Annotated in this window: 16 protein-coding genes and 2 pseudogenes; 8 read left to right on the top strand and 10 right to left on the bottom strand. The window is 63.9% G+C overall.

Features of this window, described 5'->3' with window-relative positions:
* The 4 genes and pseudogenes from Q8N40_RS09435 to Q8N40_RS09450 form a co-directional block, all read right to left on the bottom strand.
* Positions 1 to 131: pseudogene (locus Q8N40_RS09435) on the bottom strand (sugar transporter); the annotation flags it as partial.
* 313 nt (positions 132 to 444) lie between these two features.
* Positions 445 to 1,467, bottom strand: a complete 1,023-nt coding sequence (gene moaA, locus Q8N40_RS09440) for a GTP 3',8-cyclase MoaA (RefSeq protein ID WP_305322606.1) — start codon at positions 1,465 to 1,467, stop codon at positions 445 to 447.
* A gap of 108 nt (positions 1,468 to 1,575) precedes the next feature.
* Entirely contained in the window at positions 1,576 to 2,040 is a 465-nt protein-coding gene (locus Q8N40_RS09445) for a hypothetical protein (protein ID WP_305711633.1), read from the bottom strand.
* Between the two features lie 136 nt (positions 2,041 to 2,176).
* Positions 2,177 to 2,863, bottom strand: a complete 687-nt coding sequence (locus Q8N40_RS09450; protein ID WP_305711634.1) for an HAD hydrolase-like protein — start codon at positions 2,861 to 2,863, stop codon at positions 2,177 to 2,179.
* Between the two features lie 177 nt (positions 2,864 to 3,040).
* Between Q8N40_RS09450 and rpiA the strand changes: the two genes are divergently transcribed.
* The 3 genes from rpiA (at position 3,041) to gor (ending at position 5,796) form a co-directional block, all read left to right on the top strand.
* The gene (gene rpiA, locus Q8N40_RS09455) at positions 3,041 to 3,739 is read left to right on the top strand and encodes a ribose-5-phosphate isomerase RpiA (RefSeq protein ID WP_305322603.1); all 699 of its coding nucleotides are present in this window, start codon (positions 3,041 to 3,043) and stop codon (positions 3,737 to 3,739) included.
* A gap of 24 nt (positions 3,740 to 3,763) precedes the next feature.
* Complete coding sequence (locus Q8N40_RS09460; protein WP_305322602.1) at positions 3,764 to 4,321, top strand: DUF2059 domain-containing protein; 558 nt, start codon at positions 3,764 to 3,766, stop codon at positions 4,319 to 4,321.
* An 89-nt stretch (positions 4,322 to 4,410) separates the two neighbouring features.
* Entirely contained in the window at positions 4,411 to 5,796 is a 1,386-nt protein-coding gene (gor, locus tag Q8N40_RS09465; RefSeq protein ID WP_305711635.1) for a glutathione-disulfide reductase, read from the top strand.
* A 36-nt stretch (positions 5,797 to 5,832) separates the two neighbouring features.
* On the opposite strand, the gene Q8N40_RS09470 is transcribed toward gor, so the two are convergent.
* Genes Q8N40_RS09470 through Q8N40_RS09480 form a run of 3 tightly spaced genes read right to left on the bottom strand, consistent with a single transcriptional unit; the run spans position 5,833 to position 6,461 of the window.
* Positions 5,833 to 6,060 (bottom strand): hypothetical protein, encoded by a 228-nt coding sequence (locus Q8N40_RS09470; protein WP_305322600.1) that lies wholly within the window; start codon positions 6,058 to 6,060, stop codon positions 5,833 to 5,835.
* Positions 6,020 to 6,241, bottom strand: coding sequence for a hypothetical protein (locus Q8N40_RS09475; RefSeq protein WP_305322599.1), 222 nt, complete (start codon positions 6,239 to 6,241; stop codon positions 6,020 to 6,022). Before Q8N40_RS09475 ends, Q8N40_RS09470 begins: the two co-directional genes overlap by 41 nt.
* The gene (locus Q8N40_RS09480) at positions 6,231 to 6,461 is read right to left on the bottom strand and encodes a hypothetical protein (RefSeq protein ID WP_305711636.1); all 231 of its coding nucleotides are present in this window, start codon (positions 6,459 to 6,461) and stop codon (positions 6,231 to 6,233) included. Before Q8N40_RS09480 ends, Q8N40_RS09475 begins: the two co-directional genes overlap by 11 nt.
* Before the next feature lie 156 nt (positions 6,462 to 6,617).
* On the opposite strand from Q8N40_RS09480, the gene Q8N40_RS09485 reads away from it, so the two are divergent.
* Positions 6,618 to 6,797: a DUF3072 domain-containing protein gene (locus Q8N40_RS09485; RefSeq protein ID WP_305322597.1), complete on the top strand. Its 180-nt coding sequence runs from the start codon at positions 6,618 to 6,620 to the stop codon at positions 6,795 to 6,797.
* A 122-nt stretch (positions 6,798 to 6,919) separates the two neighbouring features.
* Here the strand turns inward: Q8N40_RS09485 and Q8N40_RS09490 are convergent, their stop codons facing one another.
* The gene (locus Q8N40_RS09490; RefSeq protein ID WP_305711637.1) at positions 6,920 to 7,825 is read right to left on the bottom strand and encodes an alpha/beta fold hydrolase; all 906 of its coding nucleotides are present in this window, start codon (positions 7,823 to 7,825) and stop codon (positions 6,920 to 6,922) included.
* A 174-nt stretch (positions 7,826 to 7,999) separates the two neighbouring features.
* Between Q8N40_RS09490 and Q8N40_RS09495 the strand changes: the two genes are divergently transcribed.
* The 3 genes from Q8N40_RS09495 to Q8N40_RS09505 are packed head-to-tail and all read left to right on the top strand — an operon-like array spanning position 8,000 to position 11,539.
* Positions 8,000 to 9,388, top strand: coding sequence for a class II 3-deoxy-7-phosphoheptulonate synthase (locus Q8N40_RS09495; protein WP_305320487.1), 1,389 nt, complete (start codon positions 8,000 to 8,002; stop codon positions 9,386 to 9,388).
* 2 nt (positions 9,389 to 9,390) lie between these two features.
* Positions 9,391 to 9,744, top strand: coding sequence for a diacylglycerol kinase (locus Q8N40_RS09500; RefSeq protein ID WP_305711638.1), 354 nt, complete (start codon positions 9,391 to 9,393; stop codon positions 9,742 to 9,744).
* A 43-nt stretch (positions 9,745 to 9,787) separates the two neighbouring features.
* On the top strand, positions 9,788 to 11,539 hold the full coding sequence (locus Q8N40_RS09505; RefSeq protein WP_305711639.1) for an NAD+ synthase: 1,752 nt from the start codon (positions 9,788 to 9,790) through the stop codon (positions 11,537 to 11,539).
* Between the two features lie 3 nt (positions 11,540 to 11,542).
* Here the strand turns inward: Q8N40_RS09505 and Q8N40_RS09510 are convergent, their stop codons facing one another.
* Together Q8N40_RS09510 and Q8N40_RS09515 are read right to left on the bottom strand one after the other, a co-directional pair.
* On the bottom strand, positions 11,543 to 12,694 hold the full coding sequence (locus Q8N40_RS09510; protein ID WP_305711640.1) for a DUF2865 domain-containing protein: 1,152 nt from the start codon (positions 12,692 to 12,694) through the stop codon (positions 11,543 to 11,545).
* Positions 12,695 to 12,829: 135 nt separating this feature from the next.
* Entirely contained in the window at positions 12,830 to 13,135 is a 306-nt protein-coding gene (locus tag Q8N40_RS09515; protein ID WP_305321421.1) for a hypothetical protein, read from the bottom strand.
* A gap of 273 nt (positions 13,136 to 13,408) precedes the next feature.
* On the opposite strand from Q8N40_RS09515, the pseudogene Q8N40_RS09520 reads away from it, so the two are divergent.
* A pseudogene (locus tag Q8N40_RS09520) lies at positions 13,409 to 13,584 on the top strand (cysteine--tRNA ligase); the annotation flags it as partial.

Consider the following 13,584-nt stretch of genomic DNA (forward strand, 5'->3'; position numbering starts at 1 on the left):
CCGAAGGCGTAGCGGATCATCGCGTTGCCGGCGCTCACCAGGCAGGCCGCCAGCACCAGAACGTTGCAGACGTTGCCGATCTTTTCGTTGAGCAGGTCGATTCCGCGGCTCAGCGCCAGTAACGGGCGCATCATGTTCGCCCGTTCACCGGCCGGTCGAACGGATCCGACGCTTCAGCGCATTTCGTCTCGCCGCTGTGTTTCGCCCACATGGCGCCACGGCTTGTTGTTGGCTGCGATGGCAACGATCATCCCCCCTGACTTGCGCTTTCGCCGTCTTGACCGCGCCCTTGAGGGCGCAGCGGCCTTTTTTTGGCCGTGCAAGCATAAAGCCGCCGCACCATTTCAGTGTGGCGCGGCAGCGTCAAATGGAAAATGAAAATCATGCGACAGGCATGTGATCGCGTGAGCCCGCGATGTACAGCGAGGTAACAGACGGGTCTCTTCAGCCGCCGGTGACGCTCATATGCCGGCTGACGCTCGGGCGGTTGTGCCGGCGATCGATGATGAAGTCGTGGCCCTTGGGTTTGAGGCCGATGGCGCGGTCGATCGCGGCGGAGAGCAGGTCGTTGTCGGCGGAGGCGCGCAGCGGCTTGCGCAAATCGGAGGCATCCTCGTGGCCGAGGCAGGTATGCAGCGTGCCGGTACAGGTAATGCGCACGCGGTTGCATGCTTCGCAGAAGTTGTGGGTCATCGGCGTGATGAAGCCGAGTTTGCCGCCGGTCTCGGCGACCGAAACGTAGCGGGCAGGGCCGCCGGTGTCATCAGGCAGATCGGTCAGGGTGAATTGCTGGGCCAGGCGTGCGCGCAACAGCGACAGCGGTACATACTGGTCGATGCGGCCTTCGCCGATGTCGCCCATCGGCATCACCTCGATCAACGTCAGCGCCATGCCCTTGCCGTGCGCCCACTGCATCAGCTCGGGGATTTCCTCTTCGTTCAAGTTCTTCAGCGCCACCGCGTTGATCTTGACGGCGAGGCCGGCTGTGCGCGCGGCTTCGATGCCCGCCAGCACCTTGTCGAGATCGCCCCAGCGGGTGATGGCCTTGAACTTCGCGGGATCCAGCGTGTCGAGCGAGACGTTGATGCGGCGTACGCCGCAGTCGAACAATTCGGAGGCAAAGCGTGCCAGCTGCGAGCCGTTGGTGGTCAGTGTCAGCTCATTGAGTGCGCCGGAGGCGAGGTGGCGCGATAGCGAGCGCACCAGCGACATCACGTTGCGCCGGACCAGCGGCTCGCCGCCGGTCAGCCGCAATTTCTTCACGCCCTTGGCGATGAAGGCCGTGCATAGCCGGTCGAGCTCTTCCAGCGAGAGCAGATCGGCCTTGGGCAGGAATGTCATGTCTTCGGACATGCAATAGAAGCAGCGCAGATCGCAGCGATCGGTAACCGATACCCGCAAATAGCTGATGGTCCGGCCGAACGGGTCGGTCATCGGACGCGACGCGAGGGAACTGGATCCGGTCATTCAGATGCGCCTTTTCGGTAGCAGCCGCGGAGAGGGCGCTACCCCCGCAATCTAGGCACGTTGCGGCAGCAGCACAATCCGCTGCCCGTTCAGGTGCAGCGCACGCGATCAGCGGGCCGGTGGTGGTGGCGGCGGCGGGAACGGCGATGCCGCGGGCGCCGCAGCCGGCTTCGGCTGCTTCGGCTTGGGCGGCGGCCTGCGAACCGGCTTGGGCGGCGGTCCCGCCGGTTTCAGTTCCGCGACCACCGGGTTGGGATCGATTGAGGTCGATGCCGGCGAATCGAAATCGCCGGGGATATTGATCACCTGCACCGGGACGGTGACCGGCAGGAACTTGTTCATGGTGTAGGTGACGGTGAAACCGGTATCGACCGCGGGAACCGCAACGGAGCAGGGCGTTTTGCAGCCCGGTCCCACCGACGTCTTGGCGTCCGCGCCTGACGGAATCGAATCGAGCTGGACCTGGACGGCGGGCGGCGTCGGCTTGAAAGCGTCCATGGAAAACGACGATGGCAGCGAAGAACACCCGGCCAGGCTGGCCCCGGCAACTGCGATGACGACGACGCGACGCATATCGGCCACTCTATTGCGGCTAACCGCCGCAATCCCCGTTGCCGACCATAGGAGCGTCAGGATAGCGGTGCAACCGTGCCGGGCAGAATCGTTAAGAAATGGTTAATTCTAGTATTGATATAATATAATCAATACCTTATGGCGTGCTCGCTGGTGCTGTCAGGCGCGCGACGGCATCCGGCAAATCGCGCATATGGTCGATCAGCAGGTCCGGCTTGAGATCCGCGATCGGCACTTCGGTGTAGCCGAATTCAACGCCGATCACGGGAATTCCCGCGCGGCGGGCGACGCCGATATCCGGACCGGCATCCCCCACCATGATCGCTCCGGCGATGAGCCCACCGGCGCGCGCCACCGTCTCGCGCAGGATGACGGGATCGGGCTTTGAAACCCCGAACGTATCGGCGCCGCAGATGGCGGCAAAGCGCGAACTCAGGCCGAGCTGGTCGAGCAGCAGCTTAGACAGCCCTTCCAGCTTGTTGGTGCAGACCGCGAAACGGAAACCATGGGCGGACAGCTCATCGAGCGCGCTCTCGAGGCCCTCGAACGGCCGCGAGGCGTCGGCGATATGGGCGGCGTAGTAATCGATGAAATTCCGAAACATCCGGTCGATGTCTTCGACGGACATGAAGCGGCCGTCCACCTCCAGGCCGCGTTCGATCAGTTTGCGGGCGCCCGCGCCGATCAGGTTGCGCGCGGCATGCAGCGGCACGGGCGGAACGCCCTCGCGGTCGAGCACATAGTTGAGCGCGTTGATCAGGTCGGGCGCGGTATCCACCAGCGTGCCGTCGAGATCGAATACAACAATGCGGGGAGTGGTCATGCGAAAATCGCTATCGGTCCGGGGGCCGTCGCGCAAGCCCCCGGGGGCCGGCATTGCGTCGCGGCGCTCGCCATGTGGCAAAGGCGGTCGCAGAGCCCTTATCGCCCTGTTCCTGCCGGCAAATCGACGCTAAAGATGCCCGCCGGAAAGCGGCGGCGGCTCCCTAGGGGATTGCGCGTGAATATGGACGAATTGAAACGGCAGGCGGCGGCGCGCGCGCTCGAGCATGTGCGGGACGGCATGAAACTCGGCCTCGGCACCGGTTCGACCGCCAGGCATTTTGTCGACCTGCTCGGTGAAAAGGTCCGCGCCGGATTGAACGTGGTGGGCGTGCCGACCTCGGAGGCGACCCGCATCCAGGCCGAGCAATGCGGCGTCCCCCTGACCACGCTGGACGATGTCGATCGGCTCGACCTCACCGTCGACGGCGCCGACGAGATCGATGCCGCGCTCAACCTGATCAAGGGCGGCGGCGGCGCGCTGCTGCGCGAAAAGATCGTGGCCACCGCTTCTGATCGCATGATCGTGATCGCCGACGACACCAAATGGGTCGATGTTCTCGGCCGCTTTCCGCTGCCTGTTGAGGTTATTCCGTTCGGCCTGGCCGCGACGCAGCGGGCGATGGCCGCGGTATTTGCCCAAACCGGCAATTCCGGGCACATGGTGCTGCGAAAGGGCAAGGACGGCCACGTTTTTGTCACCGATGGCGGCCACTGCATTGTCGATGCCCATCTGGGGCAAATCACCGATGCGCCGCTTCTGGCGGGGTTGTTGACCGCCATACCCGGTGTCGTCGAGCACGGGCTGTTCATCGGCCTTGCCAACCTTGCCGTTCTGGCGGGCGCCCAGGGAATTCGCGTAATTGAACGGCGCTGACGCCGCAATCTCAGGAGAGTTGGAATGAAACTTGTTTCGAAGATCTTGTCGGGCACCAGCCTGGCTTTGAGCCTCGCACTCGGACTGGCGGTATCAGGCGTTCCGGCCAACGCACAGCAGAAGCAGCCGGCGCCGGCTGCGGCGGCCGCGCCGCTCAAGCAGGGCTCGCCTGCCGCGCTCGCCGCCGCCAAGGAAATCCTGACGATGAAAAACGCCAGCGCGATGTACGCCAGCGCCGTTCCCAATCTCGTCGAGCAGACCAAGAACGTGCTGCTGCAGAACAACCTGAACTACCAGAAGGACCTCAACGAGGTCGCCGTGATCGTCGCCCAGAAGCTCGCCGGCCGCGAGAAGGAAATCGGCGACGGCATGGCCAACATCTACACCAATGAGTTTTCCGAGCAGGAATTGAAGGACCTCGTCACCTTCTACAAGTCGCCGCTCGGCCAGAAGCTGTTGGCGGCCGAGCCGCGCGCCATTCAGTTCAGCATGTCCTACATGAACGGCTGGGCGCAGAATTTCTCCGAAGTCGTGAACGGTGAATTCCGCACCGAGATGCGCAAGCGCGGCAAGCAGATCTGAGGAAGCGAATAGCGAGTGGCGGGTGGCAAGCGTGTCGTACGATCGGCTTACTATTCGCCATTCGCTATTCGCGTGAATTAGAGGGTGCCATGGCTGAGTTCGACGTCGATCTGTTCGTGATCGGAGGAGGGTCCGGCGGGGTGCGCGCCGCCCGGATCGCCGCCGGTCATGGCGCCAGGGTGATGATCGCCGAAGAATACCGCATGGGCGGCACCTGCGTGATTCGCGGCTGCGTGCCAAAAAAGCTGCTGGTCTACGCCTCGCACGTCCAGCATGAGATCGAGGACGCCACCGGTTTCGGCTGGACCATTCCTCAGGCGACCTTCGACTGGCCGACCCTGATCGCCAACAAGGACCGCGAGATCACCCGGCTGGAAGCGGCCTACACCACCAACGTCGAAAAGTCAGGCGCCCGCGTGGTCAAGACCCGCGCGGTGTTCGAGGGCCCGCATACGCTGCGGCTGGCGACCGGCGAGACCGTCACCGCCAGATACGTTCTGATCGCCACCGGCGGCGCGCCCAATCACGGCGCTGAAATTCCCGGCATCGAGCACGTGATCTCGTCCAACGAAGTGTTTCACCTCGCCCAATTGCCGAAGCGCATCGTGATCCAGGGCGGCGGCTACATCGCATTGGAATTCGCCTGCATCTTTGCCGGTTTTGGTTCCGACGTGACGCTGATCTATCGCGGCGACAACGTTCTGCGTGGCTTCGATGAGGATGTTCGCGCCCATGTTCGCGGCGAGATGGAGAAGAACGGCATCACCATTCTCACCGGCTGCACCGTCGCCAGGGTCGACAAGCATGGCGGCGAATTCACCACCCATCTGTCGAACGGATCCAGCATCGCCTCCGACCAGGTGATGTTCGCGATCGGCCGGCATCCCGCCGTTGCCAATCTCGGGCTGGAAACCACCGGCGTCGCCGTCAATCCCAAAAACGGCGGCATCGTCGTCGACGGTTTCTCCAGGACATCGGTGCCGAACATTTACGCCATCGGCGATGTCACCAATCGCATCAATCTCACGCCGGTCGCGATCCGCGAGGGCCACGCCTTCGCCGACACCGTGTTCGGCAAGCGCACCGTCGAGGTCGATCACAGCAACATTCCGACTGCGGTGTTTTCCCAGCCCGAAATCGGCACCGTCGGCCTCACCGAAACCGAGGCCCGCGCAAAGTTCGCCGTGGTCGACATATACAAGACCAACTTCCGGCCGATCAAGGCAACGATGTCCGGCAGCGACAGCCGCGTGCTGATGAAGCTGGTGGTCGACGGCACGACGGATTGCGTCGTCGGCTGCCACATCGTCGGTGACGCCGCCGCCGAAATGATCCAGCTGATCGGCATCGCCGTGAGGATGAAGGCGACCAAGGCCGACTTCGACGCGACGATGGCGGTGCATCCGACCGCCTCGGAAGAACTGGTGACGATGCGGACGGTGACGGCGCGGTATGTGAGAGAAGCGGCGGAGTAGGGCCCCCAAAGACCAGTTGCGCAAAAATATCCGCACCTAAGCCGCATCACCCTTCCTCCCGCCGCCGACGCCATACGGCTTGTTCAGAAAGTAATCGCGGTTGCCGAGTGCGGCTTCGGCATATTGGTCGATCGAGACGATGATCGCCTGGACATGCTGATGACACCAACCCTCCCGGGTCGCCCGGTGCCGGACCTCCGCCAGGGCCTTGATCCAGAGCGGGTTATCCGCGTTGTGGTCGTACCATTTGAGCGGGTCGGACATCGGCGCGGCCTCTCTTGATCAGGTCTTCCAGCTCCGCCCGCTTGCGCGCGAGCAGCAGCTGCGCGGTCGCGCTGTCGAGGCCGGACTGATTGAGCTGGCGGATCGCCGAGCCCAGCTCGACGAGCTGCCCGCGCAGGGTCTGGACCTTCCAGTGCAAAGGATCCTCGCGATCATCGCGCACGGCGGCCCAGCGCGCCTTTCAGGGGTTTTCGGCTGACGGCGCGGTAATCCAGCTTCAGCCGCTCATTCACATCCAGCAGCCGCTCCTCGCCGCCCAGCCGGTTGCGCTCGGCGATCAGGCCAAGCATGACCACGCGCATCGCCATCAACTGCATCGAGGCCTCGGAACAGTCCTCGTCCCGGTTGACCTGTTGGCGGATGGTAGCCTCGGCGCTCAGCATTTCAGAGCGCAAGAACCTGATTTTCCTGCGGATTTCGTTAAGCTTGTTGTTCATTGGTGGGCCTCGTGGGGTTGATCTCCATAGAGAACAAAATAAGAACAAACTTCAAGTTAAGATTTGCAGCAGGCGCAAAAATCTTTTGCTTTGGAGTTCCCGATGACCCGACTACCCGACCAGATCGACGCCCCGATGACACCCCGGCAGCTGGCGACCCTGCGCAGCCTCAGCGCCGAGGCCTACCAGCCAAAACTGTTCGCGAAGAACCTGACCGCGCAGGAGGCCGAGCGGCGGATTTTGGCGCTGAAGGCGGAAATCGAATTGGCGAATTCGTTCTGACTTCGCTTGGGCCAATAAGGCCATCTTTAATCAATCAAGAACGGTGGGCACGGCGCAAGCGCCTTTGCCTACGGCGCCCTTTGAAAATCGAAGCAGGTTTGCAGACGACAGCCAGAGCGAAGCTATTCCGCCGCCTGGATCCATTCCGCAGCCCCTCGCCACAGCGTGTCGCGATGCTCGGGGCGGAAGAAACCGAAATGGCCGATTTTGCCGACGCCGGCATCGGCGGGCGTGATGGTGAGAATTTCAGGCTCGATCGAGGAAAATCCCGAGCACAGCAGCCCGACCGCCGGCCGCGTTGCCCAGGGGTCGTCGGAAAGGCACAGCGCGCGCAGCGTGCCCTTGTAGTTCTCGAAATTCGACAAACCGGGAAGTTTCGAGTCGGTGAACAGATAGCGCTCGCTCATGACCCAGCCGACCCATTGCTCGAACACGCCCCTGGGCAGGTCTTGGCCAAGGCCGCTCCAGCCCGGCGCATAGCCGAGCATTTTTGTCAGCGGCAGGCCGACGAATTTCAGCATGGCGTAGACGCGATAGCGCTCCGGCGAGGCCATCAATTTCCAGTAGCCGGCCTGTGCCGCGATGAAGAGGGCGCGGGATATTTCGGTGTTGTTGGGCAGCAGTCCCAGCGCCTGGCCGCCGAAGGAGTGGCCGACATAATTCAGCGGCAGGGTCTTGTAGCGCTCGCGCATCCAGGTCACCGCCGCGGCGGCGTCCAGCGCCGCCCAGTCCGACATCGTGGCCTTGAATCCGGCGAGCGGTTTCAGCTGGTTGTAGCCGACCATGGCCTTCTGCCTGCTGTCGCCGGTGCCGCGGTAATCATAGGTCAGCACCGCGCAGCCGCGGCGCGCCAGATAGCCGGCGAACCCCTTGTAGATCCGGCGCGGGGTCGCGGTGGCCGAATTGATCAGGACGGCATGGCGCTTTGCCCCCCGCGGCAGGAACAGCGTCGCCCCCAGCTGATACCCGTCGGTAGCAGGGAAGGTGATGTCGTCGATGAAAACGTCGTCGAGCGCAGCCTCAGCCAACCCTTGATCCTCTTCCGCTTTCGCGAGTTCCGACACCAAATGCGAATTCGGCTTTTGCCGCAAGGGGTTGTCGCAACAGGCTGAATTCCAACTAGCGGTTCTTCAACAGCCTGTGTATAACCCGGCCCTTCGCTGCCTGCCATAAGTAGCGGTTTTTGTTCAGGAGTTAACGCCATGTCCGAGCGGTGGACACCCGATAGCTGGCGCGCCAGGCCGTCTTTGCAGATCCCCGAATACCCCGACGCCAGGGTATTGGCCGATGTCGAGGCGCAACTCGCGACGTTTCCGCCGCTGGTGTTTGCCGGCGAAGCCCGCAACCTGAAAAAGCAACTGGCGCGCGTCGCCAGGGGCGAGGCCTTCCTGCTGCAGGGCGGCGACTGCGCCGAGAGTTTTGCCGAACACGGCGCCAACAACATCCGCGATTTCTTCCGGGTGCTGCTGCAGATGGCAGTGGTCCTGACCTATGCCGGCGCGGTGCCGGTTGTGAAGGTCGGTCGCATCGCCGGACAGTTCGCCAAACCGCGCTCCTCGCCGATGGAGAAAATCGGCGACGTTTCGCTGCCGAGCTACCGCGGCGACATCGTCAATGACATCGCGTTCACGCCGGAAGCGCGCATCCCCGATCCGCAGCGCCAGCTGATGGCGTACCGGCAGTCGGCGGCGACGCTGAACCTGCTGCGCGCCTTCGCCACCGGCGGCTTTGCCAATCTCGGCAGCGTGCATCAATGGATGCTGGGATTCCTGAAGGATTCGCCGCAATCGCGCCGATACAAGGAACTGGCCGACCGCATCTCCGACGCCTTGAATTTCATGCGCGCCTGCGGGCTCGATCTGGAAAGCCATCCGGAGCTGCGCGCCACCGATTTCTACACCAGCCACGAGGCGCTGCTGCTGGGCTACGAACAGGCTTTTACCCGGGTCGATTCCATGACCGGCGACTGGTACGCCACTTCAGGCCACATGATCTGGATCGGCGACCGCACCCGGCAGCTCGATCACGGCCATGTCGAATATTTCCGCGGCATCAAGAATCCGATCGGCCTGAAATGCGGTCCGTCGCTGAAGCCGGATGAACTCTTGAAGCTGATCGACATCCTCAATCCTGAAAACGAGCCCGGTCGCCTGACGCTGATCAACCGGTTCGGGTCGGACAAGATCGCCGATCATTTGCCGCAACTGGTCCGCGCGGTGCAGCGCGAGGGCCGCGTCGTGGTGTGGTCGTGCGATCCGATGCACGGCAACACCATCGCTTCCAACTCCGGCTACAAGACCCGCCCGTTCGACCGCATCCTGTCGGAAGTGAAATCGTTCTTCACCATCCATGCAGCGGAGGGCACCCATGCCGGCGGTGTGCATCTGGAAATGACCGGGCAGGATGTCACCGAATGCGTCGGCGGCGCGCGCGCCATCAGCCATGAGGATCTCTCAGACCGCTATCACACGGTGTGCGATCCCCGGCTCAATGCCGAGCAGTCGATCGACATGGCGTTCCTGATCGCCGAATTGCTCAAGCAGGAGCGCGTCGGCAAGGCGCAGCCGATGCCGGCCGCAGCGGGGCTGTAGCATTGCTGCGGTTCTGGCGGGCCACCATCAACACGCGCAACGGCCTCGCCTTTGCCATCCGTTCCGAGGCGGCAATTCGCGAGGAACTGGTGGCGCTAGCGCTGGCATTGCCGCTGGCGTGGCTGATCGGCGTCACCACCATGCGCAGCGTCGAGATGGTCGCCGCCGTCGCGATGGTGCTGGTGGTGGAATTGCTCAACACCGCAATCGAAAAACTCGCGGACCGGCTCACCACCGAGCACGATCCGCAGATCGGCCGGGTCAAGGACATGGGCTCCGCGGCGGTCGGCGTCGCGCTGGTCATGGCCGGGCTGTTCTGGCTGTTCGCCATCGCTGAGCGCATAGGCCTGATCTAAGCAAGCAATTGCAGTTTGCGCTTGTGCAGGGCACCATCGCGGAATGACCGAACCTCAGTTCAAGATCACCCTGGCGCAGCTCAATCCGACCGTCGGCGACGTCGCCGGCAACGCCGCCAAGGCTCGCGCCGCGCGCGCGCAGGCCAAGGCCGACGGCGGCGATCTGCTGGTGCTGCCGGAATTGTTCATCACCGGCTATCCGCCGGAAGATCTGGTGCTGAAGCCGGCGTTCCAGGCGGCCTGCCGCGCCGCGGTCGAGGAGCTGGCGCGCGAGACCGCCGACGGCGGTCCGGCCGTGCTGATCGGCACGCCCTGGGTCGAGGACGGCAAGCTCTATAATGCCTGCGCCCTGCTGGATGGCGGCCGCATCGCGGCTCTCAGGTTCAAGGCCAATCTGCCGAATTACGGCGTGTTCGACGAAAAGCGCCTGTTCGCGCGCGGGCCTGCGGCGGGCCCGGTGACGATCCGCGGCATCCGGGTCGGCGTTCCCATTTGCGAGGACATCTGGCTGGAGGAGTCCGAGGACTACGAGAACGTCGTCGAATGCCTCGCCGAGACCGGCGCGGAAATCCTGGTGGTGCCGAACGGCTCGCCCTATGCCCGCGACAAGAACGATTTGCGGCTGTCGATCGCGGTCGCCCGCGTCACCGAAAGCGGGCTGCCGCTGGTCTATCTCAACCAGATCGGCGGCCAGGACGAACTGGTGTTCGACGGCGCCTCGTTCGCGCTGAATGCCGACCTCTCGGTCGCGGCGCAATTGCCGGCGTTCGAGGAAAACATCACGACCTTGCTTTGGCGCAAGACCGACGCCGGCTGGCGCTGCTCGGGGCCGGTGGCGCCTGTTGTCGATGGCGACAAGGGCGACTATGCGGCCTGCGTGCTCGGCCTGCGCGATTATGTCGGCAAGAACGGATTTCCCGGCGTGCTGCTTGGCGTCTCCGGCGGCATCGATTCGGCGCTGTGCGCGGCGATTGCGGTCGATGCGCTGGGTGCGGAGCGCGTGCGCGGCATTATGCTGCCGTTTCGTTTTACCGCACAGGTCTCGCTCGAAGACGCGGCCAAGCTCGCGGAGGCGCTCGGCTTCCGCTACGAGGTACTGCCGATCGCGGATGCGGTGAACGGTTTTGAAAAAATCCTGTCCGGCACCTTTGCCGGCTTGCTGCGAGACATCACCGAAGAAAATTTACAGGCGCGCACGCGCGGCACGTTATTGATGGCGATTTCCAACAAGACTGGCGCGATGGTGGTCACCACCGGCAACAAGTCGGAAATGTCGGTCGGCTACGCCACGCTCTACGGCGACATGAACGGCGGCTTCAACCCGATCAAGGACATCTACAAGACCGAGGTGTTCCGGCTCTCGTCCCTGCGCAATGCGTGGAAGCCCGACGGCGCGCTCGGCCCGTCCGGCGAAGTGATCCCGGTCAACATCATCACGCGGCCGCCGACCGCGGAGCTGCGCGACAACCAAACCGACCAGGATTCGCTGCCGCCCTACGACATGCTCGACGGCATCCTGGAACGGCTGGTCGAGCGCGAGCAGCCGCTCGTCGACATCATCGCCGCAGGTTTCGATCCCGCCGTGGTGACGCGGATCGACCGCTTGCTCAATATCGCCGAATACAAGCGGCGCCAGGCGGCCCCGGGCGTCAAAGTTACGCAGAAAAATTTTGGCCGCGATCGCCGCTATCCCATCACCAATAAATTCCGCGACACCGGCCAGTCGCTGCCGGCCCCCGACGAGACGCTGGTCTCACGCGCCGCCCGCGGATCGGCCGAAGCGTTCGAGGGGTAGCCTTTAGCGCGCCGGTGGATTGGTCGGGATAAAGGTCGGTCCGACCGAACGGATCGGCTTGTCCTTGGCAGCACCGGTTGAATCGGTTGGCGCCGCCGGTGGTTCGGGGGCCGCAGGCGCGGTGGCCGTGGTCGCTGCAGGCGCCGCACCCTTCTTGACCGGGGCCGCCTTCGGTGCCGGCGGCCTCGCCATCTTCTTCGCGCTCTCTTCGGTGACGATGATGTCGCCCTGCTGGTCGGCGGCGGCCTTTTCGTCGATGGTCTTCAGCGCGTCGGACCAGGTCTGTCCGACCCCCTTGCAGGCGCAGGACGGGTTGAACTCGGTACGAAACTTGAACGCATTGGGCAGGGCGGAATAGGGCTGGCCGCTGATCGAGACCGCCTGGTTCATGTCCTCGCCGGGATTGCGGTAGGTGAACAAGGTGGCTTCCGCCGCCGGGCAAAGCGCCTTGCAGCTCCGTTCATCGTCCGGAAACCGGGCCGGGACGGTGGCGAAGGATACCGGGAAATAGGCGCCGTCGCAGGTGCGGACACAGACCGTCCGGAAGGTGCCGGATTGCCCGCCGTAATCGGCGCCGGGGGCGTTGCTGTTGTTGCCGAACAGATTTTCCAGGAAGGTGCCGGGTCCGCCGCCGCGCGGGGCATTGGCGTATTGCGGCCCGCAATTGTTCTGGGCCAGCGCCGCCAGCACCGAGCGGCGCTGATTTTCGCGCTCGGCGCCGCCGAAGCCGCCGCCGCGCAGCCGTTCCAGGCTGCTCATGATCTGATCCAGATTGCCGCGCATCTGCTGGATCTGGTTGTTGACGGGGCCGCACTGCGCCGACTGGCCCGAGAACAGCGAGAAGAAACCGGAACTGTCGCAGCCCATCCGCTTGGCCTGCGAGGTGACGCGATCGAGTTCGCCCTGCTGCTTCGACGCGGCATCCTGGTAGCGGCGGAGTTGCTCTTCCTTGGCCGGATCCCCGCTGCCGCCACGGTCGATGGTCGCCAGTTGCGCCTCCAGCCGCGGGCACACCGGATTGACCGCCACGCCACCCTGTGAGGGCGGCCCCTGATTCATCTGGGCGGAGGCGCCAGTGGTCATCATCACCGCGCCGAGCAGCGCGGCGCAGGCCAGGATCCTGCGGGGGAAAGGGGTGATCGACGTTTCAGCCATATCCAGCCATTATAGCAGGCCAAGAAGCGCGGCCGATGCGGCTCCACATACCTGCTTCTCGGGGCAGCGTCACGTCGTTTCCGGGGCGCCGGTGTGGCGGAACCGGCCGCGGGCCCGGGCCCGGCAGAACAGCTTTCAGCGCTGGCAGGTGATGGCGACGTATTCGTTACAGCCGGCATGGTTGCAGTTGCCGGCGGCCTTGGGAACCGAGCCGGTGATTTCATCGGGGTCGACCCGCCGGTATGATACCGCTTGGGCGAAATCCCGCGACTGGCAATAGGAGCGGGCGGCATGGGCGCCGCATTTTTCGCCCCTGGCGAGGCACTGGTCGACGCCGTAGCCGTCGGCCTGGTTGGCGATAATGAACACCCGGCTGTCGGCCAGCGCGGCGGTCGCGGCGAGCAGGGACATACAGGTCCAAAGGGCTGTCGGAAATCGCATGCTGCACCAATGAAATGAGAGGGCCGCCCCATTCGTTAAACCCAAAAGGTTAAGAATGATTAACCATGGCGCCCGGGCGGGCTTTGGCGGTCGAATCGGACTTTGGCAAGCCCTTGACGCCGTCCCCTGGGCTGCTCCATGGTAACTTCCATGAACGGCCACCTCGCCATCTGCAGCATTTGCCGCGAGATTATGAGCTAGCGATTCGCTGGCTGAGGCCGTCTTTTCTCACACGAGATCACTGGACGCCCGGCCGCAACGGACGGGACATCCATGCCATTGCGCCTCTACGATACCTTGACCAAGGCGAAGCGGCCGTTCACGCCGCTCGATCCCGCCAACGTGCGCATGTATGTCTGCGGACCGACGGTCTATGACTTCGCCCATATCGGCAATGCGCGCCCGGTCATCGTGTTCGACGTGCTGTTCCGGCTGCTGCGGCATCTCTA

The organism is Bradyrhizobium sp. (assembly GCF_030693485.1).
Classification (GTDB): Bacteria; Pseudomonadota; Alphaproteobacteria; order Rhizobiales; family Xanthobacteraceae; genus Bradyrhizobium.

Excerpts from the sequence above, each read along its gene's own strand:
- Q8N40_RS09445 (WP_305711633.1), bottom strand. The coding sequence starts at position 2,040 with ATGCGTCGCGTCGTCGTCATCGCAGTTGCCGGGGCCAGCCTGGCCGGG.
- Q8N40_RS09470 (WP_305322600.1), bottom strand. The coding sequence starts at position 6,060 with ATGTCCGACCCGCTCAAATGGTACGACCACAACGCGGATAACCCGCTC.
- Q8N40_RS09495 (WP_305320487.1), top strand. The coding sequence starts at position 8,000 with ATGTCCGAGCGGTGGACACCCGATAGCTGGCGCGCCAGGCCGTCTTTG.
- Q8N40_RS09505 (WP_305711639.1), top strand. The coding sequence starts at position 9,788 with ATGACCGAACCTCAGTTCAAGATCACCCTGGCGCAGCTCAATCCGACC.
- Q8N40_RS09450 (WP_305711634.1), bottom strand. The coding sequence starts at position 2,863 with ATGACCACTCCCCGCATTGTTGTATTCGATCTCGACGGCACGCTGGTG.
- moaA (WP_305322606.1), bottom strand. The coding sequence starts at position 1,467 with ATGACCGGATCCAGTTCCCTCGCGTCGCGTCCGATGACCGACCCGTTC.
- Q8N40_RS09485 (WP_305322597.1), top strand. The coding sequence starts at position 6,618 with ATGACCCGACTACCCGACCAGATCGACGCCCCGATGACACCCCGGCAG.
- Q8N40_RS09510 (WP_305711640.1), bottom strand. The coding sequence starts at position 12,694 with ATGGCTGAAACGTCGATCACCCCTTTCCCCCGCAGGATCCTGGCCTGC.
- gor (WP_305711635.1), top strand. The coding sequence starts at position 4,411 with ATGGCTGAGTTCGACGTCGATCTGTTCGTGATCGGAGGAGGGTCCGGC.
- Q8N40_RS09515 (WP_305321421.1), bottom strand. The coding sequence starts at position 13,135 with ATGCGATTTCCGACAGCCCTTTGGACCTGTATGTCCCTGCTCGCCGCG.
- Q8N40_RS09480 (WP_305711636.1), bottom strand. The coding sequence starts at position 6,461 with ATGCTGAGCGCCGAGGCTACCATCCGCCAACAGGTCAACCGGGACGAG.
- Q8N40_RS09460 (WP_305322602.1), top strand. The coding sequence starts at position 3,764 with ATGAAACTTGTTTCGAAGATCTTGTCGGGCACCAGCCTGGCTTTGAGC.